Annotated in this window: 14 protein-coding genes, 1 tRNA gene and 3 pseudogenes; 9 read left to right on the top strand and 9 right to left on the bottom strand. The window is 65.7% G+C overall.

Annotated elements, in window-relative coordinates:
- Window positions 1-2: 2 nt before the first annotated feature.
- A complete protein-coding gene (locus tag QSK26_RS05670; RefSeq protein ID WP_285773894.1) occupies window positions 3-1,016 on the top strand; it encodes a LacI family DNA-binding transcriptional regulator in 1,014 nt (337 codons plus the stop codon).
- Between the two features lie 123 nt (window positions 1,017-1,139).
- Here QSK26_RS05670 and QSK26_RS05665 read toward each other — a convergent pair whose 3' ends face one another.
- Both QSK26_RS05665 and QSK26_RS05660 read right to left on the bottom strand, forming a co-directional pair.
- Window positions 1,140-2,606, bottom strand: a complete 1,467-nt coding sequence (locus tag QSK26_RS05665) for an aromatic amino acid lyase (RefSeq protein ID WP_285773893.1) — start codon at window positions 2,604-2,606, stop codon at window positions 1,140-1,142.
- Between the two features lie 16 nt (window positions 2,607-2,622).
- Entirely contained in the window at window positions 2,623-2,991 is a 369-nt protein-coding gene (locus tag QSK26_RS05660; RefSeq protein WP_285773892.1) for a phage holin family protein, read from the bottom strand.
- A gap of 212 nt (window positions 2,992-3,203) precedes the next feature.
- Between QSK26_RS05660 and QSK26_RS05655 the strand changes: the two genes are divergently transcribed.
- Entirely contained in the window at window positions 3,204-3,479 is a 276-nt protein-coding gene (locus QSK26_RS05655) for a hypothetical protein (RefSeq protein WP_285773891.1), read from the top strand.
- A gap of 15 nt (window positions 3,480-3,494) precedes the next feature.
- On the opposite strand, the gene QSK26_RS05650 is transcribed toward QSK26_RS05655, so the two are convergent.
- Complete coding sequence (locus QSK26_RS05650) at window positions 3,495-4,103, bottom strand: FAD:protein FMN transferase (RefSeq protein WP_285773890.1); 609 nt, start codon at window positions 4,101-4,103, stop codon at window positions 3,495-3,497.
- A gap of 189 nt (window positions 4,104-4,292) precedes the next feature.
- On the opposite strand from QSK26_RS05650, the gene QSK26_RS05645 reads away from it, so the two are divergent.
- The 4 genes from QSK26_RS05645 (at window position 4,293) to QSK26_RS05630 (ending at window position 7,041) form a co-directional block, all read left to right on the top strand.
- Window positions 4,293-4,991, top strand: coding sequence for a response regulator transcription factor (locus QSK26_RS05645; RefSeq protein ID WP_285773889.1), 699 nt, complete (start codon window positions 4,293-4,295; stop codon window positions 4,989-4,991).
- Window positions 4,988-6,136, top strand: coding sequence for a HAMP domain-containing sensor histidine kinase (locus QSK26_RS05640; protein WP_285773888.1), 1,149 nt, complete (start codon window positions 4,988-4,990; stop codon window positions 6,134-6,136). Before QSK26_RS05645 ends, QSK26_RS05640 begins: the two co-directional genes overlap by 4 nt.
- A gap of 37 nt (window positions 6,137-6,173) precedes the next feature.
- Window positions 6,174-6,572 carry an OsmC family protein gene (locus QSK26_RS05635; protein WP_285773887.1) on the top strand — a complete coding sequence of 133 codons (399 nt, stop codon included), beginning with the start codon at window positions 6,174-6,176 and terminating at the stop codon, window positions 6,570-6,572.
- 395 nt (window positions 6,573-6,967) lie between these two features.
- Window positions 6,968-7,041, top strand: a tRNA-Lys gene (locus QSK26_RS05630).
- Between the two features lie 549 nt (window positions 7,042-7,590).
- Here the strand turns inward: QSK26_RS05630 and QSK26_RS05625 are convergent.
- Entirely contained in the window at window positions 7,591-8,409 is an 819-nt protein-coding gene (locus QSK26_RS05625) for an ISAs1 family transposase (RefSeq protein ID WP_285773886.1), read from the bottom strand.
- Window positions 8,410-8,766: 357 nt separating this feature from the next.
- Here QSK26_RS05625 and QSK26_RS05620 point away from each other — a divergent pair.
- Window positions 8,767-9,090, top strand: a pseudogene (locus QSK26_RS05620) (IS982 family transposase); the annotation flags it as partial.
- A 570-nt stretch (window positions 9,091-9,660) separates the two neighbouring features.
- Here QSK26_RS05620 and QSK26_RS05615 read toward each other — a convergent pair.
- Window positions 9,661-10,944, bottom strand: a complete 1,284-nt coding sequence (locus QSK26_RS05615; RefSeq protein ID WP_502888678.1) for an RHS repeat-associated core domain-containing protein — start codon at window positions 10,942-10,944, stop codon at window positions 9,661-9,663.
- A gap of 45 nt (window positions 10,945-10,989) precedes the next feature.
- Window positions 10,990-11,347: pseudogene (locus tag QSK26_RS05610) on the bottom strand (transposase); the annotation flags it as partial.
- Between the two features lie 241 nt (window positions 11,348-11,588).
- Here QSK26_RS05610 and QSK26_RS05605 point away from each other — a divergent pair.
- Together QSK26_RS05605 and QSK26_RS05600 are read left to right on the top strand one after the other, a co-directional pair.
- Window positions 11,589-12,473 (top strand): ISL3 family transposase, encoded by an 885-nt coding sequence (locus QSK26_RS05605; RefSeq protein WP_285773884.1) that lies wholly within the window; start codon window positions 11,589-11,591, stop codon window positions 12,471-12,473.
- A gap of 13 nt (window positions 12,474-12,486) precedes the next feature.
- Window positions 12,487-13,200 carry a transposase gene (locus QSK26_RS05600; RefSeq protein WP_285773883.1) on the top strand — a complete coding sequence of 238 codons (714 nt, stop codon included), beginning with the start codon at window positions 12,487-12,489 and terminating at the stop codon, window positions 13,198-13,200.
- A gap of 66 nt (window positions 13,201-13,266) precedes the next feature.
- On the opposite strand, the pseudogene QSK26_RS05595 reads toward QSK26_RS05600, so the two are convergent.
- From QSK26_RS05595 to QSK26_RS05585, 3 genes and pseudogenes are all read right to left on the bottom strand, one after another.
- Window positions 13,267-13,695: pseudogene (locus tag QSK26_RS05595) on the bottom strand (transposase); the annotation flags it as partial.
- A 670-nt stretch (window positions 13,696-14,365) separates the two neighbouring features.
- Window positions 14,366-14,719, bottom strand: a complete 354-nt coding sequence (locus QSK26_RS05590) for an Imm8 family immunity protein (protein WP_285773882.1) — start codon at window positions 14,717-14,719, stop codon at window positions 14,366-14,368.
- A 3-nt stretch (window positions 14,720-14,722) separates the two neighbouring features.
- Window positions 14,723-21,463: a LamG-like jellyroll fold domain-containing protein gene (locus tag QSK26_RS05585; RefSeq protein ID WP_285773881.1), complete on the bottom strand. Its 6,741-nt coding sequence runs from the start codon at window positions 21,461-21,463 to the stop codon at window positions 14,723-14,725.
- Between the last annotated feature and the right edge of the window lie 977 nt (window positions 21,464-22,440).

Raw genomic sequence — 22,440 nt, 5'->3', positions numbered from 1 at the left:
AGGTGACGCAGCCACGCAAGCGAGCGACGATCCGTGAGGTGGCCAAGGCGACGGGCTTGTCACCGGCCGCAGTGTCCTACGCGTTGCGGGGCATGCAGGTCTCCGAGGAGACCATCGAGCGGGTCAAGCAGGCCGCCGCCGAGCTCGGCTACGAAGCCGACCCCATCGCCCGGGCCCTGGCCAGCGGCAGGACCGGCACGATCGGGTTGCTCTGCGGCTCCCTGGAGGACCTCTGGCAGCAGGCCCTCGCCGTGGGGATCGGCAGGGCGTTGAAGGACAAGGACCGCTACGCGCTGATCCTCGACGCCGTCGGAGACCCCTCCCGTGAGGGCAGGCTCGCCCAGCAGCTCCGCGACCAGCGAGTGGACGGGCTGATCGTGCAGCCGGTGGACCCCGCCGCCGGGTTCTGGGCCGACCTGTGCGCGACGCTGCCGGTCGTGGCCATCGGCGACGCCCTGGCCGGCGCGCGTACGGCGGGCGAGGTCGTCTTCGACAACCGCCTCGGCACCACGATGGCCCTGGAGCACCTGCGGGACAACGGCCACCACCGGCTGGCCGTGCTCACCCCCACCAGGTCGAGCACCCCCGACCGCCCGGCCGACGTGCACGTGGCCGCCGAGGCCGACCGGCTCGGCCTGGACATCGAGATGGTCACCGCGCCCCAGTCGCTCACCGGCGCGACCGAGGTGGCCAGGGACCTCCTCGGTGAGGAGAAGGACCGGCCGAGCGCGGTGTTCTGCTTCGCCGACTCCATCGCCTACGGCGTCTACGCGGCGGCGGCCGAGCACCGGCTGAGCATCCCCGGCGACATCTCGGTGATGGGGTACGACAACCATCCGATGTCCCGGCTGCTGCACCCCGGTCTCACCACCGTCGACTGGGACATCGACGGCATCGTGCTGGCCGCCGTCCGGCTGGTGGTCGCCGCGGTGGACGGCAACAACCGGCGCAGGCGCATCGTGCAGGCCCCCAAGCTGCGCGAGCGCGGCTCGGTCGGCAGGCTCGCCGCCCGCTGACCCGGCGGCTCCGCCCGTTCAGCGGCCTCCGTTCAGCGGCCTCGGGCGGCGCATCCGTTCAGTGGCCTCGGTCAGCGGCCCCGTTCAGCGGCCTCGGGCGGCGCCCCCGTTCAGCGGCCTCGGTCAGCGGCCTCGGGCGGGGCCGAGTTCGCGGTCGCCCGCCAGGCTGATCGCCAACCGGGCGGCCTCCAGGTCGGCGTCGAGCGAGTGGTCCTGGACGGGCAGGCCGAGCGGGTCGGACAGGTCGAGGTCCGGGTCGCCGGGGGGCTGGTGGATCCCGCGCAGCCGCATCGCGCGCATCGCCGCGACCAGCTCGCACGCCAGCAGGACCTCCAGCGGCCGGATCGCCTCCAGCGTCCGCCGTGCCGCGTGGGTGCCGAACCCGGCGTGGTCCTCCGCGCCGCGCGAGATCACCGTGGAGCCCGTGGTCACCGGCTGGGCCAGGAACCGCAACTCGGCCAGCGCGTCCTGCGCGACGTACTCCAGGATCATCATCCCGGACCGCCCGGGGGCCTCGGCGAGGAACGGCGCCAGCCCGGTGTACCGCGGCTCCATCAGCGCGCCCAGCCGCGCGGCGCTCAGGGCCGCGGTCTGCGCGACGGCCGCGCGCAGCCCGTCCAGCGCCAGCGCGACCGGGCCGGAGTGGAAGTTGCCGTTGTGCCAGGCGTGCCCGTCGCCGCCGATCAGCGGATTCTCCGCCGCCGCGTTCATGTCCACCTCGACGACCTGCTCGGCCCGCGCCATCGCCTCCATCGCCGCCCCGTGCACCTGCGCGAACGCGCGGAAGCCGTACGGGTCCTGCACCCGGCCGGTGGGGCCGGGGACGGGCAGCGACGCGCGCAGCAGCGTGGCGACGGCGGCCTGACCCGGATGCGGGCGGCCCTCCTGGACGGCCGCGGCCAGCGGCTCGACCGAGGCGTCCACCGCGACGAAGGACCGCGCGGCGACCGAGATCGCGGTGGTCAGGAGGCGGCGCAGCCGGTGGCAGGCCAGTGCGGCGTCCCCCAGCGTCGCGGCCCCCGAGCTGATGAACGGCAGCGCCTCGCCGTACCCGAGCGCGAACCGCGGCCCGCCCTCCCCGCCGGTCGGCCTGCCGCCCGCCTGCCGCCAGGGCAGCTCGCCCAGCAGGCAGAGGGCGGCGGTGGCCAGGGCGGCGAGGTCGCCGGTGCCGACGGCCCCGTAGGTGCGCATGGGCGGGGTGAAACCGTGGTTGACGGCGTCGGCGAGCGCGTGGGTGACACCGGGGTCGATGCCCGAGCCGCCGCGCAGGATCTGGTTGGCCCGGACGACCAGGGTGGCGCGGGCGCGCTCCTCGTCGATCAGCGGCCCCGCGCCGCCGGCGTGGCTGCGCAGCAGGTCGAGGTCGAGCGCGTTCTCCCGGAGCCCGGTGTCCTCGCTCATCACGGCCACGTTGGCCCCGACACCGGTGTGCCTGCCGTACACGGGGCCGGGAAGCGTGGCGGCCAGTTGCCATGCGGCCCGGGCGCGGCCGGTGTCGCCGACCTCGGCCCGGGCCCCGGCGACGGCCACCTGGTAGACCTGGGCACAGGTGAGGTGGTCGCCGTCGAGAAGGACGTGCGGGTGGTTCACATGCGTACGTTATCGGTCAATCGGGGATGATCAGGTCGAGGATCCAGCTCACGACGCCCACGATCAGCGCCCCCCACAACGCGGCCCAGAAGCCGTCCACGTGGAAGGGGAGGTGCAGTTGCTCGGCAATCCAGCTCGTCAGCAGCAGCAGCGCGGCGTTCACGATCAGTGCGAAGAGGCCCAGGGTGAGCACGTAGAACGCGCAGCCGATGGTGTGGATGATCGGCTTGAGCACGGCGTTGACGAGGCCGAAGATGAGGGCGACGGCGAGAAGGGTGAGGACGTTCCTCGTCGTGGTGTTGCCGGAGACGGTGATCCCGGCGACGAACTGTGTCGCCACCCAGAGTGCGGCGGCCACGATGAGGATTTTGACGACTATTTTCACGCTGCGGCATCCTCCCATGTCGATCGGTCGAGCGATAGAGCCGCGCCGGCCGGGGAGCGCCGGTGATTCGAGGCTAGCGCGCCGGGACCGGCGCCGTGCGGACACGACCTTTCCCAGGTGAACGCCGGGAGAGGATTAGCCGCGCGGGGCCCTGGGTAGCGTGGCGTGATCACCACGGAGACGGGGAAGGCAAGAGAGGGGGTGGGCATGAGATGGAAGCGGAGAAACTGGAGTCGCTGCCGGCCAAGGAGTTGCACGACCGGGCCGTCCGTTATGCCGTGCGGCACGGGGACCTCGGGTTCCTGTGGGACCTGCTGAAGGTGATCCCGGCCGCGGAGGTGGCCAGCGGTCACGAGGACGAGGCGGTCAACGACCTGAGCAAGGTCTCCGCCCTGCTCAGTGACGCCGTGGCCGCGGGCGAGGGCCGCCTGGGCGAGTCGCTGCGGCCGATCTACATCGACTACCTCAACCGGCATCCCGACGCCTGACCGCCGGGTGCGGGGTCACCCCGCCAGCAGGGTGCCCCCCACCGGGCCGTAGGCGGCGAAACCCGGCGTGCTCACCGGCCGCCGCTCCGGGGCGGCGATCAGCACCTCGTACGGCCCCGCCTCGGCGAGCCGCACGGCGAACCTCCTGGCCATCGTCGGCCCCAGCGCCGAGATCGCGGAGGCGTAGGCGCCGGCCATCACGAGATCCGGCCCCACCACGGTCACCGACCGGCCGGGCGCCCGCGTGTCGTTCACCGCGGCGGACGCCGTGGCGATCGCCAGGTCGTGCGCGTAGACGGCGGTGCGCACCCGGCCGGTGCCCGGGTCGCGGACCTCGACCCGCCAGCGCCGGCCCGGGGTCGCCGACCCGCGCACCCGCACCGCGTTCCCCGCGCGCACCTGGTGGTCCACCGCGCCGGCGGCGAGGAGGGCGCGGGACAGGCGCTCCACCGACTCCTCCCTGACCTCGCGCTTCGCGCCGAAGGCCGATCCGGTGTCGCGCAGCCAGGTGAAGGCGTCGTCGAGCACGGGATCCAGCTCGCGAGGCGGCAGCGCCGTACGGATGTCCACCTGGACGGGAACGCCTGACACCTGCTCGGCACGGGCGGCTCCGGGAAACGCCATCGTTCCATCCCTCCCTGTCGCGGGCATCGCGTCCGACCGGCGGCGTTGCGGACCCGCGCGCCGGACCGCACGATCCCGGCCAGCATCCCACGGGCCGCGTAATGTCCCCCTAAGCGTTTTACGCGGCTTTGCCGGCCCTGCGCCCTAAGCTCCCTCCGGAGAACCCTCGCGCCCGGAAGACAGGGGATCATGGCCGAGACCGACACCAGCGCCCGGCTCCTCGTCGTGGACGACGAACCCGAGCTGCGCAACGCGCTGTCCCGCGCGCTGCGCCTCGCCGGATACCGGGTCGCGGTGGCGGCCGACGGCAGGGCCGGGCTCGGGGCGGTGGCCGCCGACCGGCCCGACCTCGTGCTGCTCGACCTGATGATGCCCCGGATGAGCGGCATCGAGGTCTGCCGCCGGCTGCGCGAGAACGGCGACGGCACGCCGGTGCTCATGCTCACCGCGCTGGACGGCGTACGCGACCGGGTGGCCGGGCTCGACGCCGGGGCCGACGACTACCTGATCAAGCCGTTCGCCCTGGAGGAGCTCTTCGCCAGGGTCCGCGCGCTGCTCCGCCGCACGCCTCCCGGCGAGGACGTCACCCCGCCCGCCCACGGCGACGTGCGGCTGCTGCCACGCGGCCGGCAGGGCGTCCGCGGCGACCGCGTCTTCGACCTGACCCGTACCGAGTACGCCCTGCTCGACCTGCTGATCCGCAACGGCGGCCAGGTGCTGACGAGGGAGGTCATCCTCGACCGGATCTGGGGCTACGCGTCGGCTCCCGGGTCCAACTCGCTGGAGGTCTACATCGGCTACCTGCGCCGCAAGACCGAGGCGGGCGGCGAGCCGCGGATCATCCAGACCGTGCACGGGCTCGGCTACGCGCTGCGGGACCCGTCGTGACGGGCGCGACCGCGGGCGGCGCGGCGGCCGTCGCCGGGGGCGCGCGTTCCGGCGGCGCCGGGTTCGGGTGGCGGGTCCGGTTGCGGCTGCGGGTACGGCTCGCGCTGGCGGCCGGGGTGGCGGCGGCGCTCAGCGTGATCGCGGTGATGACCCTGGCGTACTTCGTCGCGTGCAACCGGGTCGAGGACACCTTCGGCGGCTACCAGGGCCAGGAGCCGCCGCCGACCGGCCTGCTCGACCGGGTCGCGGCCATGCAGACCTCGCTGGGCTGGCCGTTCGTCGCCGTCTCGCTGGGCGGCCTGGTCCTCGCCGCCCTCTTCGCCTGGCCCGCCGCCCGTACGGCGTTGCGCCCGGTCGCCGACCTCACCAGGGCCGCCGAGCACGTCGCCGAGACCCGCGACCTCAAGCTGCGGGTCGGCCTGCACACCGGGGACGACGAACTGGGCAGCCTGGCACGCAGCTTCAACACCATGCTGGACGCCCTCGAACGTTCCGCCGACGCCCAGCGCCGCCTCGTCGCCGACGCCTCCCACGAGCTGCGCACGCCGCTGACCGCCCTGCGCACCAACGTGGAACTGCTGCTGCGCGCCGACCGCCTGGGCGAGGACGACCGCAGGGAGATCGGCCAGGCCGTCGTCTCCGGCTTCGAGGAGCTGACCGCGCTGGTCTCCGACGTGGTGGAACTCGCCAGGGACGAGGAGCCGGTGGCCCTGGTCGAGGACGTGCGCCTCGACGAGCTGGTCGGCCACGAGGTCGAACGCTCGGCCGCCTACTGGCCCGCCATCCGCTTCCGGCACGACCTCGAACCCACCGTCGTGCGCGGCGTCGAGCAACGCCTGTCCCGCGCCGTCGCCAACCTGCTGGACAACGCCGGCAAATACGGCCCCGACGGCACCGAGGTCCAGGTACGGCTCCGCGGCGGCGTGCTGACCGTGCGCGACCACGGCCCCGGCATCGCCGCCGAGGACCTGCCGCACGTCTTCGACCGCTTCTACCGTGCCCGCGACGCCCGCTCCCTGCCCGGCTCCGGGCTCGGCCTCGCGATCGTCCGCCAGATCGTGGACAGCCACGGCGGCCAGGTCACCGCCCATCCCGCCCCCGGCGGCGGCACCCTCATCCGGCTGACCCTGCCCGCTTTCGCCTGACGCGTCCGAATGCCAGGGTGGTCAGTAGGCTGCGGGTATGGCGATCGTAAATGTGGAACGTACCGATGACGGCTTCGTGGCGCGCAACGACCGGGGTGGTGAGGTGCGGATGGGGAGCTCGACCGAGGAGGGCGTCTTCACCCCCGTGGAACTGCTCCTCGCGGCCGTCGGCGGCTGCAACATCGTGACCGTGGAACCCCTGACCGCACAGCGCGGCCACCGTCTCGTCCGCCTCGCGATGACCGTGCAGGCCGACAAGGTCGAGTCCAACCTGCTGGGCCCGGTCACCGTCACCTACGACGTGGAACTGCCCGAGGGCGACGCCAAGGCCGACGAGGTCTTCCGCGCCGTCGCCCACCGCGTCCACGAGCGGCACTGCACCGTCAGCCGCACCCTGGAGAAGGGCACCGAGGTCAAGGTCGTCCTCCCCGAGTAGCCCCCCGCCGGGCATACCGGGTCAACCCCGGGTGTAGCCCGAAAAACAACCCTCATATGACGCCCCCATTGCCCTGCCCTCGGTACTGTTTAGTCAGGTCAAGGGGCCAGGATCGCCCCGAAGCCGGCACAACAGAAGACTTTCTACCGAAGGCGGATGCGTTGGGGGAACGCCATCTGCCGACGGGACCGGCGATCTCTGGGGGGAGATATCGGCAGGTCCCGGTAGATCGGGGCCGGACAGTTGGGGGACTGGCCGGCCCCGAACCTTTTCCCCCCACCTTTCCTCTCCTCTCCCGCCCCCATGGATCTTCGCAAGGACACACCGCCCCGCTCCCGCGCTCTTGTGGATGTGCGACCACGGTCCGGCTGCTGCTAGAGTTACACCCGTCGCAAGCGCCGCTAGCTCAGTTGGTTAGAGCAGCTGACTCTTAATCAGCGGGTCCGGGGTTCGAGTCCCTGGCGGCGCACCCATATGCGGTTGACGTGGGCATTCTCGCTTCGGTGGGGATGCCCACAGTCGTTTGTGCGTTCTGGGTGCTGCTGGGTGCTCGTTTGTCGTGATCTTGCTCGTTTCATGATCACTAAAGGTCAGCTGGGCCGGGTGCGGGACCGGTCGCCGGTGCGCTCCAGTACCAGGCCCCCGCGAAAATTCTGACAATCTTTCCATGATCGTTTCTTGCCGGGTCGAGCGGTTGGCCCCGGCGGTGATGCCTGGGAGGTAGGCCGCCAGTTTGTGCTGTGGTGATGGTGTAGTGGCGGCCTTCCCAGCCAGTAACGTTCGCCTGGGCAGGGAGCAGGGTCCGAAGAGGTGGCCCCTCCAGAAGCTTGCTGGAGGCCATGCCACACCGATGGCAACGGGGGCATGCGCCGTGGTAGGCGCGTGCCCCCGTCAGGATGCACGGCCGTGCCGGGTTCGACCTATTGCGCCACCGCATCCTGCTGCAGTGAAGATCACTCAACGCCACCACCGATTACGGGCCAGAGCCGGTCACTGGACAGACCCCAGGGCAGCGTTCTCATGTTGTAAGACCGAGTAGCTGTAGGCCGTCGTCGGGGTGGCTGCGGTAATGGTCGGTGGCGGCGGCGATGTTGGTCCAGCCGATCAGGCGGGCCAGGCCGATGGCCAGGTTGCGCAGGCTCGCCAGGATTCGGGGAGCGGCGCCGGTTCTCACCTTGCAGGCGTCCTCTCTGTAGGTCACGTCTCGGATGTAATGCAAGATCTCCACGCTCCAGTGGCCGCGGATGAGCGTGGCGAGCTGCGGCGCGTGGGGGACCCGGCCCGGTGGGAGGCTGGTGACTGCGTAGATCGTGACGATCGTGATCTTGCCGGTCTTGCGATCGGTGCGGCGGCGTTTGACCTGGATGGCCTGAGCGGCGTGTGGGAAGGGCAGTCCCCGGCGTGCGGTGCAGATCTTCAGGCGGCGGATCTCGCGGCGGCCGTGTCCGGTCTCGTCGGTGCGGTCGTTGAGGATGGCCTCCCGCCAGGGCAGGGCTTTGAACCGGCGGTGCAGGGTGGGCTGGTTGCCCTTGACGATGAGCAGGTAGTGGCCGCCTGCGGTGACGATGTGGCGGGCGTGTTCATGCTGGGTGTGCAGGGCGTCGGCGGTAACCACCACTCCGGACAGGTCCAGGGTGGCCAGTAGTGGCGCGAACGCGGGGATCTCGTTGCTCTTGGCGGTGACCTGGGCTTGGGCTACGACGATCTGGCTGTCATGACGGACGGCGGCCGGCAGATGGGTCACGTCTTCGCCGGTGCGGCTGCCACGCAGGGTCTTGCCGTCCACGGCCAGGCCGAGCAGCGGTGTTCTGGTGCCTGTGGGGGCGGGGCGCGTCATGTTCTCCGTTGCCAGGCGCCTGGTCAAAGGCGGCAGAAGGCTCCGGCTCCGCCTCGCTCAACGCTGGCAATGGGCCACCCTGATCGCCTCCGCGATCACCCACTTGCAGACACTACCGGCGCCCTGACCAGCCCCCACCGACCCGACAAAACCCAGGAAGGACAAACCCGCGGGCCCGTGGAACCCCGCCCACCCGGCGCGACAGCCGGGACGCAACGCTGACCAGGACACGCATCTTAATACCAGCCGAACCACTCAACCGACCACACGAAGATCACGAAAGATCGAGGCAAGTCAACCAAAGTGACTCCACGAAAGCCGGGGAACATCAAAGTCTCCACCGATGCCGGGGCGGTTCAAGACGACATCGATGATCGTAACTATTACGGCCAGCGTTTCGAGGTCGAGTTGTCCGGACGTGGTCTGTGGTTGCTGCGCCCGGCCCGCAAAGGTGAGCCCGAGCGGGCCGGGGCGTCTTTGATCAAACCGTTGCGGCAGATCATCGAGTTGATCATTCAGACTTTCAAAGGACAGCTTGACCCGGAGCGTCACGGCGATCGTACCCCTGCCCGCGTCATCGCCCGAGTGCTGATCCGGGTCTTGGCGCTGACGGCGGTTATATGGCACAACGACAGATCGGGTGAGCCGATCAAGCGATCACTGATCGCCTACGACAACTGAACGTGACCTACATATCCCTTGGACTCAAGCATCTAGTCGCCAGGAGCCCATTACCATCGCGCTGCACGATCCCCGACGCAGGCCGGACCGAACAAGTCGTGTGAGTGTCTATACCTGCACCTGAATAGCTCCCTTCAGAAATACTGGGTATTCTATGACAAACCTTGAGCTGTAGGGTGCACTGTCGCCTACTCCACGGCCTCCTTCGGAAAAGAAGGTCTTTTGATTTTCCGAAGGAGGCCGCATCGGCGGCGCTATATCTGAATTCGACTTCAGCTAAGAGGAGTCTCCATTTCGAAATTTTTCGATCCATCGAAAAAGCAGATGAACTACTGGCGCTACAGCCCAGACGGCTATACCAATCGCCGTTATCTGCTGCCCCCAGGTGAGGCGCTCCAGATCTTGCGCGCCGCTTCTGACGACTAGTCCGGCTACCATTATTGCTACGCCAATGATTACCAGGCTCCACGTAGCAACTTTCCGCATGACTGTTATCTTTCCATTCACTCAGGTCGCCTGCGGCGCGAACTTTATATCACACATAGAATTCCCGATGAGTTACGGCCGTCGTTATGCATCCAGCTCCGCTGGACGAGCATTACACTTATCCTCCATCAAGGGTATATTGTAATTGTCACACGTTAGACGTACACCATCCCCCCCGCTTTTACGATTAGCAGCAGATATATTTACAACGTCAATGGTGAAGCGGGCCGCCGCCCCAGTACATGCCAGCGCAATACCTTTAGCAAGAGGGCCGGGAGTTATGCCGGCGACACCAGCGCATGCGCCGGACATTGCAGCGTAGACGGTTAGCTTGTCGGCCAGATCGGCCGCATCGTCCGACGTTAGATAGATTTCACACCTCGTCTTATATAAGCCCACTTTGCAAGTTCCATAACTTTTAAGCTTTGGGACGCCACCGCCGCCGCACCCTAAAGAACAGGGGTCTATAGAGCCAATCCAGGCGGTACGCCAGTCTCCCTCGCCAAGTGCAGAAAATTCCTCTTTTGTCATAGACTCCCTAGTGTGTTCGTACCCGATCATGAATCGAACTCGGACATCGGTTTCTTGGAGCCAAAATTCTCGGGCCGTCATGCCGGGGGGTATATCATAGCCGTTAGGCAGCTTGCCTGCTTCTTTTGCAGTCCAGTCTCGAATATCGAGGAGATCCCAAGGGGTAGAGCCATCCGAAGGGCGCAAGTCTGCAATCTGCGTCGCTTGCGTAGGAGTGTCGGGCGCGTTTTGGCAGTAATAGTTGCACGGGAAACCGCCAGGATTGGAACCGTAATCGATGACGTTCATCGTCTCATGACCGTTATGGTCAGTTCCAGTGAGAGGAGAGGCGTTGGCATAGGTATATCGGTTGCCCTGGACAGAGGGAAAGGGGGCAATGGTGACGGTATCTCGGGAAGAAAACCTTCCACTACCGGGTTGGTACCAGCGAGAGTGCATGTTAACGCTGCCGGTGTGGGGATCGGTGTACTCGCTTTGGTAGCCGAGGGCACGCGGTAAGCCAGAGGAGGTAGCCTGACCGAAGGGGTCGTAAGCAGTCGAGCCGGTCAGGGCATTCGCGGAGAAGGTGGCAACAAGGTCGCCGTGCAAGTCGGTCAGTGCTCCACCGGGTGTAGCACCTTCCTGAAGCCCAAGGATATCTCCGAATGGGTCGCGACTGTACTTGGCCTGAAGGGTGTTGGAGCCATCGGTGATCGCGGCGATGTCATTACTCAGGCCGGTGTAGTAGAAATTCTGCTGGCTAACATCCTTAGTCCGCGTGGTCATGCGTCCTAGGCCGTCGTATCTGTATGTTGTGTCATCATCGGTGATGAGTTGGTCGAAAGCATCAAAAGCCAGGTTGCGGGTAGCCCCGTCCTTAGTCTGCGAGGTGAGGGTGCCGCGCGTGTGCGGGAAGGCGTGGTGGATGGCGTCTTCGAAACCTGCCAGGCCGTCGGTGCAGGCGATGAGGATGTCACGCACGCCCCGGTTGCGCAGGTCGGTCATCACCGACGTCCAAAACCGGGCGGACTCGCCGGCGGTGGCGGCAGAGTCTTGGCCAGCCAGATCCCCAGCACGTGCTTGTCGCCGTCGGCGTCGATGCCGACCGCCAGATAGGCGGGCTTGGCCTGGACGCTGTGGTTGTCGCGGACCTTGACCACGATGGCGTCCAGGAACACCACCGGGTAGACCGCCCCGCCTCCAACGGCCGGGCCTGCCAGGCGCGGACCTTCTCCAGCACGGCGTCGGTGATGTTGGAGATGGCCTCGTGGTGATGAGGCTCAGCGGAAGTGGCTCTGGCGATCTTTGTGTGGTGCCGTCACAGACGGTGGCCGAGACCTCGAGTCAGGGGCTGATCGCAATCGTGTAACTGGCCACGTGCAGGAGCGGCCGCCCCGTGAGGATCTTGTTCGACCAAGAACGTGATCACCACTTGAGCGGCCGCGAGGTTCATTGTGCCCTGTGCGCAGCATGCGGTGGCGGGCGATGCCTGCTGCCTGAGGATGTTCTTCCCCCATCTGGCCGAGCTGGTCGTCGACAAGGTGACCGATCATGGGAACCACGTGCTGGTCACGGCACACATCGGTGACGGGCCGACGCCCTGCCGGACGTGCGGAACACCCTCATCTCGAGTGCATGGCCACTACCGCCGGCTGCTGAACGATCTGCCCGCCGGGGGCCGCCCAGTCCTGATCGCCCTCACGGTCCGCCGCCTAACCTGCCAGAATCCGGAGTGCCCGGTCCGGACGTTCGCCGAACCCGTGCCCGGTCTCACCCAGCGCTATGCCCGCCGCACGCAACTGCTGCGGCGGCTGCTGGAGTTGATGGCGCTGGCCCTGGCCGGGCGCGCCGCCTCCCGGCTACTGGGCTTACTCGGCGTACACGTCGGCAAGGACACCCTGATCCGGCTCGTCCGCGCCCTGCCCGACCCCGAGATCGGCCAGGTCACCGTGCTCGGGGTCGACGACTTCGCCAAGAAACGCGGGCACTCCTACGCCACCGTGCTGATCAACATGGACACCCACCAGCCCATCGACGTGCTGGACGACCGGACCGCCGACACTTTCGAGCACTGGCTACGCGACCATCCCGGCGTGCAGGTGATCTGCAGAGACCGGGCCGGAGCCTACGCGGCAGGCGCCACAGCCGGGGCACCCGAGGCGACGCAAATCGCTGATCGCTTCCATCTGTGGCGCAACCTCTGCGACGCGGTCGAGAAAAACGTCATCACCTGCCGCGCCGGCCTGCGTGAACCCGACGCCGACGACGCCGGGCCCGCCCACGAGGAACCCGGCGACCACCAGCGCGACAACTTGCCGCTCCAGCCCCAGCCGATGTCAGATCAGCCACCACAGGAGGAACACCCGGCTCATCGTCCGCACGCGTGAACGCTACGCCGCGGTGCAGGATCTGGCAGCCAAAGGCTGGACGATCTCGGCGATCGCGCGCAAGCTACGGCTGTCCCGGCCCACCGTCCGCCGGTTCGCCCACGCCGAGGTGGTGGAGGACCTGCTGACCAAGGCGACCGGACGGTCCGACCTGCTCACTGCCTACCTGCCCTACCTGATCCAGCGGTTCAACGACGGCTGCACCGATGCCGCCCGCCTCACCCGCGAGATCCGAGCCCAGGGCTATCGCGGCAGCCCGCAGACCGTCCGCCGGTATCTGCACCCGCTGCGGTCCTCAGCCGCCGAGGCGCAGGCACCATCCACGGCCCCGACCGTCCGCGAGGTCACCCGGTGGATCACCAGCCACCCCGACCGGCTCTCCTCCGACGACCAGGCCAAACTCGCCGATCTGCGGGCTCGCAGTCCCCGCCTGGACGCCACCGCCGACTATGTCGCCGCCTTCGCTCAAATGATGACCACGCTGACCGGCACGGCCGAGAACCTGCACGCGTGGATGGCGGCCGTCGACGCCGACGACCTGCCCGGCCTGCACTCCTTCACCCATGGCATCCGCCGCGACCTGGACGCGGTCGTCAACGGCCTCACCCTGCCGTACAGCTCAGGCGCGGTCGAGGGCAACGTGACGAGAGTCAAGGCGCTCAAGAGGAGCCGATACGGCCGAGCCAAGTTCGACCTTCTCAGGAAGATCATCCTCTGCGCCCACTGAACGTTCTCACGATCCGTGACGGCACCACACAAAGATCGCCAGAGCCAGTTTCAGCGAGCGCCATCAGTGGGACAGTTCGGTGTCGTAGATCTGGCGCAGGTGGTGCTGGATGTCGCGCACGCTCATGCCGTGCGAGTACAGGCTGATGATCATGTCGTCCAGGCCGCCGGAGACGCGGCCGGCCCGTTTGGGCACCAGGATCGGCTCGAAGGTGCCGGCCCGGTCCCGGGGCACGGCCAGCCGGACCGGCCCCACCCCGGTCTGCACCGTCTTGCCGATCCTGCCGTTGCGGGAGTCGCCGCTGCCGTGTCCGGCCACCTCGTGCTTGCCATAGCCCAGATGCGACGACAGCTCGCCCTCCAGCGCGCGTTCCAGCACCGCCTTGACCAGCTCGCCGAGCATCGAGCCCTCACCGGTCAGCCGCAGCCCGCCCGCGCCATCGCGGGAACGCTCCAGCAGCAGGTCCAGCACCTGATCGCCGAGCAGGTCCCGCAGCGGCACCTCGCCGCCACGATGGGGGGATTTTTCCCCGCCATAATGAGCAGCCGCCCCCAGCAGCACCGATGCGTCATCGCGCTGGTCTTGCCCCACCGCGGCCAGCGCGGCTCTTCCCCGTGTCGTGGACATGATCGTGTTCTCCCCCGAGATGGTGAATGATCGTTCTAGACTCCCGTCTACGTTTGGTGATCATTTCCACACCTGGAGTGATACCCCCTCCTGTTCCAGCCAGTGGCTCGAAGAGCTGCTGACCAGGCGGATAAGTGACGGCTGACCCGGTGCAGCGGCCTGCGGGCGGCCTGTACGCAGGGGTGCGATGCGGATGCGGTGGGCAGGCGCGGGTGCCGGGCCGGCTGGGCCGTCACCCGTGATCGGTCGCACGTTCCGGCCCGGCATGCGGGTAGAGCACGTTCGTCGCCGCCGGGGTGTCCACCGGATATACGATGTTGAACCATTATGATGCCGCCCTGAACGTCGCGGCGTTGCAGATGGCGGGCCGTGACACGAGGGGGCCACGTGTCGGCGCCTCATACTTTGCTCGCGCTCGACTCTTGCAATTATTCAGAGTGCCGAGACTGACACCTAGAGGCCATATATCAATAGGTGTCAGCCTCGGGATTCTATTTGTTTAACTAATTACAGCAGAAGATCCATTCGCTTGACTGGCTCATTCTTCATAGTCCTCGAATTCCCAGTAGCCCAACCTTGCCACCTTTTCAGCTAATGAACTCCAATCGTTGGCTGTCAACGAATCGATACGGCGTCGCAGGTAGCTTTCGATTTGATCTTTGTCAAACCTTGCAACGATCAAGCTGTGACGGCCATCGAATATTCCGTGTTCCGACACGATCGCACTGATACGCAGAGGGGAGTAGATTGTTATGTCGAAAGACTCTGAACCACCCCCCTCTGCCGGTCCTACGAAGACTTGGATGAATACTTCGAAGTTGTCTGGATCGCTCGGAAATTCCGATTCCCAGTCCAGGTCGGGGCTGAGAATTCCCTTCAGTTCTGCTCTCACGCGCTAATCCACAATGTCCAGATGTCCGTTGTTTTGCCAGCGTTTCGATAGTTGCCCCGGCACCCTCGACTCGAAGTTCGCTTGAACTTTTCCTATCTTATCTTTGTTGCTGGGAGGGCGATACTGACGCATATTGTCTGCGCTAATCCAAACTTCCTTCCCTTCCTTGTTCACTACCGTCCTGTAGCCGGAGCCCACCCACGCTTCGCCTGCCAGTCTCGCTTCTGCGCGCGTGCCAACACCGACGCCAAAGTTTCCCTTCCCCTGAGCTGCCCCGCGAACGATACCGCTAATTTTAGCCCAGTCGCATTTTGTACTACATGCGGATGCGAGTCCGGCCGATACTTGGGTTAACTTGGGTACGGCTTTTCCTGCTATTCGAATTCCCTTGACGGCCGCTCCGCCGGCTACCGTGATTGCCATAAGAAGGCAATTGGTCACATAGCCATCTGCGCAACGCGTTGCATCTCCGACAATTAAGTCGAGAACCTTATAAAGTGCGCTATCCTTGAAGTTTGCGACCATCATGTCGCCCCACACTTTACCCTTTATGCCAAGTTGTGTGGAGATAGCGCGGCAGTTGGAGTAATTCCTTTGGTCTCTGAGCTGTGCTTCCGTGAGACAATTCTTGGCGAAGGCTTGCGCGAGCTGAGTTGTTGCAACGGTCTGACGCATCGCCTCGCACATTTTTGCGCCATGAATCTTCTTGCATTCTTGCCAAGTATCGATCTTTCCGCCGCCGCACCCCTGAAGACAAGCATCGATCGTGGCGAGATCGGTGGTTTTGATCGTACCCCAGAGCCAAGAAGCTCCTTCTTCGCTCATGTTTGGCCTGTAGTTCATAACGAAGAAATCGCGCTCGTAACTGTGGCGGTCCCAGAAATCGCTCATTCCCTTTGGCAGTGGCGTGCCGTCAAGCATGACACCGGCTTGCTTGGCGGTCCATTCTCGAATATCTAGAATCTGGGAGTTGTACTCGAGTTCGTGACCCGGTAGGCCGTTAAACCCGAGTGTCACGATGGGAGTTTCGGGAGTCGGAGTATTTGGGGCGTTTTGACAGTAATAGTCACAGGAAAAGCCAGCCGGGTTGGAGCCGTAGCCGACGATAACGTTCAACGTGGCATGGCCACTTGGGTCGGCTCCGGTAAGTGGTGCCGCGTTGGCATAGGTATAACGATTGGCCTGAACGCTCGGACTGGGATCGAGAGTGAGAGTGTCACGGGAGGCGAAGCCTCCCGTGCCGGGTTGATACCACCGGGAATGCATGTTGACCTTCCCGGTGTCCGGGTCGGTATACCCACTCTGGTAGCCGAGAGCCTGCTGTACCCCGGTTTTGGCCGCGACCTGGCCGAACGGATCATAGGCCGCTGAGTTGATCAATGCTGCGGCAGAAAAGGTAGCGACCAGGTCACCGTGTAAGTCTGTCAGCGCGCCAGCCGCAACTGTGCCGCTTTCCTGGACGCCGAGTAATTCTCCAAAGGGATCGCGGGCATACTTAGAGCGCACCACGCCGGCGAGGTCAGTGGTAGCGGACATGTAGTTACTTAGGCCGCTGTATATGAAATTTTGGTGGGCGCCCGCCTTAGTCCGGCTCGTCATTCTACCCAAGGCGTCATAACTGTAAGTGGCTTCGCCGTCGGCAATGAGCTGGTCAAAGGCATCGAAAGTCAGACTCTGAGTGGTGCCGTCCTTAGTCTGAGAGGACAGGGTGCCACGAGGAGTATATGTATTGGTGGTTCCATCACCCGAGGTAAGTCGATTTCGCTGGTCGTAGACGAAGGCCGCGTTGTGAGCTTTGGTACGATTACCGGCAGCGTCCCATTCGTACGCGGCGGTAACTCCGGCAGGGTTGGTCCAAGAAGTTAAACGCCCAGAATGGTCGTAACTGTAGGTATTGCTACCCGCTCCAGCGAAGCCAATTGTGTCCTTGGAGGTGAGGTTGTCGTCCTTATCCCATCCGTAAGAGATCTTCGCCAGCTGCGCTCCAGTAGCACCGCGCAGGGTATGAGCAGTGAGTCGGTTCATTGAGTCGTAGTCGAAGATTTGGGTGCTGGCCTGGCCGGTGGCGGTGAGGGAGGTGAGTCGGTGGGCGTTGTCGTAGCCGTAGGTGAGGGTGCGGCCGGCTACGGGATCTGTGGCGGTGGCCAGACGGTTTGCGTTGTCCCAAGTGAAGGTGGCTGTGCCCGAAGCGTCGGCCCGCTGGGCGGGATTACCAAGCGCGTCGTAGTTGACTGCGGTCTCCTGGATGCCTGCCTTGGTGACCTTGGTGAGCAGGCCGCGATCGTTGTACTCGACCGTATAGTCGCCGATGATGGTGGCTCGTCCGACCAGGTCGTAGCCGAAGGCTCGGTCAGCGGTGGCGACTCCCGCGCCCGTTCCAGTTTGGGCGGTTAGGCGGCCCAGGTGGTCGAAAGTGCGGTCGATTCGTACTCCGCCGGGTTGAATCGTCGCAGTCTCGTTACCTGCCGCGTCATAGACGCTTGTCCAAGTGCGGTCAGCGAGATCGGGGTGAGCCGTGGTCGCGGGCTCGGTAGTCGTTTCGATCAGGCCGAGGGTGTTGTAGCTGGTCCAGGTGGTGTTACCACGGCCGTCGGTAAGGCGGGTTCGGGCGCCAGTGGCGTCGTAGCCAAAGCTGATCGTGATCGACTCGGTGGCCGAAACGGGTTCGACTTGAGAGGTGGGCAGGTTAAGAGCGTTGAACGCTTTCCGAGTAACGTGCCCCTCTGGAGAGGTGACACTGGTCTGGTTGCCAGCGGCGTCGTAGCCGTAACTATAGGTACGTTGCACCACACCGGAGGCATTCAGGTCCTTTGTCGTGACCTTACGTCCGGCAAGATCGTAGTCGATCGTGGTGGCGTTGAAGAGCGCATCGGTCACTCTGGTGAGACGTCCGGCCAGGTCGTACAACGAGGTTGTCTTGTGGCCAAGCGGATCGGTTACATCAGTGATCTCGCCAGCGGGGTTGACCTGGTAGCCGGTGCTCCTGTTACCTGGACCTGGTGCGGTGCTCTTGATCAAGAAGCCAGCGTCGTTGTATTCCAGTTTCGTGATGTAGGCCGCGGTGGCTGGCGTCCGCTCGATCGTAGTTTCGGTGATCTTACGACCGAGGTCGTCATAGGTAGCCTCGATGCGGGCCCCGCTCGGGTCAACGGTGGCGAGCACTTCGCCTACCAAGTCGTACTCCTTGACCCAGCGGCCTGGCGTCTGGCCCTGTGGCGTGGGGTCGGTGACGCGTACCTGCCGGCCGAGAGCGTCATACTCGTAGGTCGTGCTGTAGCCGCGGGGATCGGTGGTGCTGATCAACTGACCAGCGTCGTCATAGGTACTTCGAAAAGTTGGTGTGATGGGGATGCCACCGGGCGGTGCATAAGCCGGGACAGTGGTAGAGACAATTCGACCGGCCTTATCAAAACTCGTGGTCCGTGTGCGGCCCTCAGAATCGGTGATGTGGGTCTCTTCGCCCGTGGCGTTGTAGCCAAAACGACTAATGGGCTGAGCCGTGGTGGCGTGGCCCGACTTGTCGACCTGTACCGGCGGTGCGATCGCTTCCACCAGGCGGCCGGAGGCATCATGACGAAGGTTGGTGGTGAAATCAGTTGCGGCACCACCTGTGTTGCCACGTGGGTCGGTGATTGAGGTGAGCAGGCCGCGATCGTCGTAGGTGGCGGTGGTGACGAGGTCGTCGGTGCCGTTCTCGATGGTCTCGCGGGTGACTTGTCCCGTCTTGTTGTAGATGGACTGGGTGACTTCGGTTCTGCTACTTCCCGCTCCGGCGCGAGTGACCTTGATCGGGTTGTCGACGGCGTCATAGGCGAGAGCGACCGTTCGATCCAGTCCGGACGGGTCCAAGCTCTGTGAGATCAGACGCCCGGCGGCGTCATAGTCGAACTCGATGCGGGTGGGCGTGTGCGTGGATGTGGAGGTGCCGCCGGTGGTCTGCTCGGTCAGATTCCCAGCCGGATCGTAGACGTCATCCTGCAGGACGACATCGCGGGTGGTGGTGGCGCCGTTGAGCTTGACGTTGTCGCCGATCTTCTGCGACAGCCGGTTGTCCATCCAGTAGGTGTAGGTGGTCTTGCGGTTCATCGCGTCGGTCGTCGAGGCGAGACGGCCGCCATTGTCGTACGTGCGCGTTTCCAGCGTCACGTCGGTGGCCGGTTGCGGGGCCACCGGGCTGCCGGTCCACCCTTTCAGAGTGCGCACGGTCGGCTCACCGCGCTTGCTGTATGCCTGATCGATCATCGCGCCGCGTGGATCGGTGGTGCGGGTGATCCAGCCGCGGTGGTTCCATTCCTGGCGGGTGACGCCGCCTTCGGGGTCGGTGGTGCTGGCGAGCCTGCCGTAGTCGTCGTAGGTGTAGGTGGTCACTCGCTCCGCGTCGCCGCCGGTGAGGTCCGCCCGGGTGTCGGTCAGCTTGTTGCCGTCCGGGTCATAGGTGTAGCGGGTCTGCGCGGTGTGGGTGACGTTGGCGATTTCGTTCTTCACGCCGGGGCCGGTTTCGGTCAGGACCCGTCCGCGGCCGTCGTAGGTGAAGGTGGTCTTCACCCCGTCCGGCTGGGAGTCCGACACCTGAGTCTTGGACGTCGCCCGGCCGAGCACGTCGTAGTCGAACGTCGTGGTCAGGCCTTCGGGTTCGACCTGTTCCGCGAGGTCGCCTGCGGCGGTGTACTTGTAGCTCCAGATGGCCTGGTTGGGTGCGGTCTTGGACTTGGGCAGCCCGGCCGGGGTGGTGCCGCCTCCGGCGGCGGGTTCGGTGCCATCGGTGTAGGTGTAGGTGGTGGAGCGGCCGTTGGGGAAGTCCGGGGTGGCCGGGGTGGTCTCCTTCGTCCGTTCGCCGTACTGGTTGTACTCATACCGGGTGAGGTAGGTGTTGTCGTCCTCGTCGTCGGACCGGCCGTCCCGGTACTCGGTCACCCGGTCGTTGCGCGGGTCGAACGGGTCGTCCTCGTTCAGGTAGTAGGTCCAGAATTCGATCGCGCACTCGCCGGGCGCCCGGCAGTACTTGTGGCCGATTTGGTTGCCACGCTCGTCCTGGTAGATGTCGTTGGGGATGTCGTTGCGGTCGATGACCTTGGTCAGGAACCCCGCCTGGGTGTACTCGTACCAGGTCGTTTTGAGGAGCTGGTCGGTCTCGCCGCGGATGCGGTAGCCGCGCCATGCGTCGTAGAGGTAGGTCAGGGTTTCGTTGTGTGGGTCGGTCACCTTGACCTCGGCTTCACCCCACTCGTCGACTGCCGACAGGGCGCCGATTTTCCAGGTGCCGCCGTTGTTGTCGACGTGGGTGGCCAGCCGGTCGGTGCGCTCGTCGTAGGTGTTGACCGCCTGCACCCGCCCAGAAGGGAGAGTGACCTTCGTCAGCTTGTGCGGCACTTCGGCACGGGCGGCGTAGTGCGCCTGCACCTCAGCCGCCGTCAGCGGCGTGCCATAGACCGCGACTTCGTCGATCTGGCCCTGGAACGGGAACGCCGCGGTACCGGAGGGAACGGCCGGCGAGGTGGCGGAGACGGCGACGCCGTTGCCGACCGTGGCGAACTGCCGCCAGGCGGACACCTGGCCATTGATCGTGCCGACCTGCTGGCCGTCGAGGAACAGTTTCTGCTCCGCTCCGGCGACAGTCAGCACCACATGGTGCCAGGCGTTGTCATTCACCACCCCAGCCGAGGTGATCGGCGCGGTGACGGCGTCCAGGGAGCCGCGCAGCTTGCCATCGGTGCCCACATACAGCATGGGGCCACGGGCGATGCCGCTGGTCTGCTGAGTGCCCGCGGCCATCAGCACACCGGACTGGCCGGTCTTGAACCACGTCTCCACCGACAGCTGGTCGCCCAGGTGCGGGATCGTGTTGTCTAGGAGTTTCATCGCCGAGCCGGCGGCGAAGCGCGCCGATGTGTCCGTGGTCCCGGTCAACGCTCCTGGCTGGCCGAGGGTCACCGACTGGTAGGTGGCGTTTCCGGCGCCGGTACCCAGGTCCGTGGCCGTGCTGCCGGTGGCCTCGCCCAGCCGCCAGTAGCCGAACGGATCAGAGTTGAGCACGGAACTGCGGTACTGCGATCCGGTGCCGTACTCATAGGAGGTGCAGTTCGGGGCCGCGACCGGCGCGCACACCTGCACCAGCCGGTTGCCGTCGTAGGTGTAGGTCCACGTCAGGGCGGTACCGTTCACCGGGTCACTCGCCACCGACCCCACGTGGTCACCGGTCCAGGTGAAGTGCAGCGCCCGGCCGCCGGCAGCGGTCACCTTCTCCAGCTTGCCGCCGGCGGCATAGGTCAGGTCCTGGCTGCGGTTACGCTGATCGGTCACCTTCGTCAACCGGCCCTGCGCGTCGAACAGATACGTCGTGGCCGCCTTGTCTGTCAGCCGCCAGGTCCCCCCGGTCTGCTCGGCGAGGGTGGCGAACATACCCGGCGGCGGCTGGAACGTTCCGTCCCCATTGGACCGGAACCGCACCTGACGACCGTCCGGGTTCGTCACCAGCGCCGAGACCGACGTCCCGCGCGTCTCCTTGACGATCTTCATGTCCCAGCGGGTCGACCATCCCGCCCCGAAGATGCCGTCCGTGCGCGGGTCCAAGCTGTTGTACGTCCGCACCACCGACAGCGGCGGACCAGCGGAGGCGACCGTCAGATCGGTAGCCGTCGTGGTGTAGTTACCCGACTGCTGATCGAAACCCAGTCCCTTGACGCCCGCCTCGGCCAACTGAGAGTTGACCGCCGGCTGACGAACACCGGTCACAAAGGACAACACGGGCGAAGTCGTGGTCAGGCTCGATGAGTCCCGTACTGTGACCGTCCACCAGTACTGGGTACCCCACTTCAGCTTGCCGCCTGGAACGCTCCAGGTATTGCGGTTGCCCGAGATATGGCGAGGTGGTGCACCCGGTCCCGGACATCGTCTCGACGTCGCAGATCTTGAAGTTGTACGACAGCGCTGATCCACCCTGTCCCCACGCGCGCAACGCCGGGGTCAGCGAATCCACCAGATAACCATGCTTGGGATACACATCGATCAACGCCGGAGCCGCCGCGACGGCGTCCGCCGCCTCCGCCCGGCGTACCCCCGACGGCAAGCCCTCACCCACCGGATCCCCCTCCGGGGCGGGGCCCGGCGCACCGCGTTCCTCCACCGGAACAGCTTCACTCGGCGGTTGCGGATCTGTCCCCCATCCATCAGCAGGTGCCGAGGCGGAGCGCGTGGTGGAGGTCGACGACCCCAGCCGGCTCGCCGATCCCAGCGCCTGCACCGGTATCGGACCTCCTGGCGCGACCACACCGGGAAGAGAGACCGAGAAAGCCGCCGATTCCCCCCACGCCGGCGTTCCGTAAACACCCGTCAGCCCCGGTATCATCGCTAAGACGAAACCGGTGGTTAAGCGCATCTTCCATCGGCCCGGTAAATGGTGTATGGGGTCCTGTTGACGCATATGGCGTCACACTTCCTTCCGGAGACTTATGCTCCTGTGCTAGGCATCAGCTCAAGCTTTGACAGAAAAAACTTCGGGCAAACGATCAAAAACTACACATGGCGTGATCGATCCGACAAGCGTGTCCTGCATCACATTGCGGAGAGCAGATTTTCGGCCATGCTGGACACGCCGACCGGCGTCCACAGCCAGGAAACGTGCGCCGAAGCAGCGCGGAAGCTCGATAATCTGAGCCTCTTCGCCTCCGGGAAACATCCTGACCGAAAAAGGAAAGCGCACCGTTCAGGCCTTGGACTTGAGG

The organism is Microtetraspora sp. NBRC 13810, from assembly GCF_030268685.1.
GTDB lineage: Bacteria > Actinomycetota > Actinomycetes > Streptosporangiales > Streptosporangiaceae > BSRQ01.
This window is presented reverse-complemented; position numbering and strand designations above follow the sequence as displayed.

Coding starts and splice junctions, on each gene's coding strand:
- QSK26_RS05655 (WP_285773891.1), top strand. CDS start 3,204: ATGGAAGCGGAGAAACTGGAGTCGCTGCCGGCCAAGGAGTTGCACGAC.
- QSK26_RS05650 (WP_285773890.1), bottom strand. CDS start 4,103: ATGGCGTTTCCCGGAGCCGCCCGTGCCGAGCAGGTGTCAGGCGTTCCC.
- QSK26_RS05645 (WP_285773889.1), top strand. CDS start 4,293: ATGGCCGAGACCGACACCAGCGCCCGGCTCCTCGTCGTGGACGACGAA.
- QSK26_RS05635 (WP_285773887.1), top strand. CDS start 6,174: ATGGCGATCGTAAATGTGGAACGTACCGATGACGGCTTCGTGGCGCGC.
- QSK26_RS05625 (WP_285773886.1), bottom strand. CDS start 8,409: ATGACGCGCCCCGCCCCCACAGGCACCAGAACACCGCTGCTCGGCCTG.
- QSK26_RS05605 (WP_285773884.1), top strand. CDS start 11,589: ATGTTCTTCCCCCATCTGGCCGAGCTGGTCGTCGACAAGGTGACCGAT.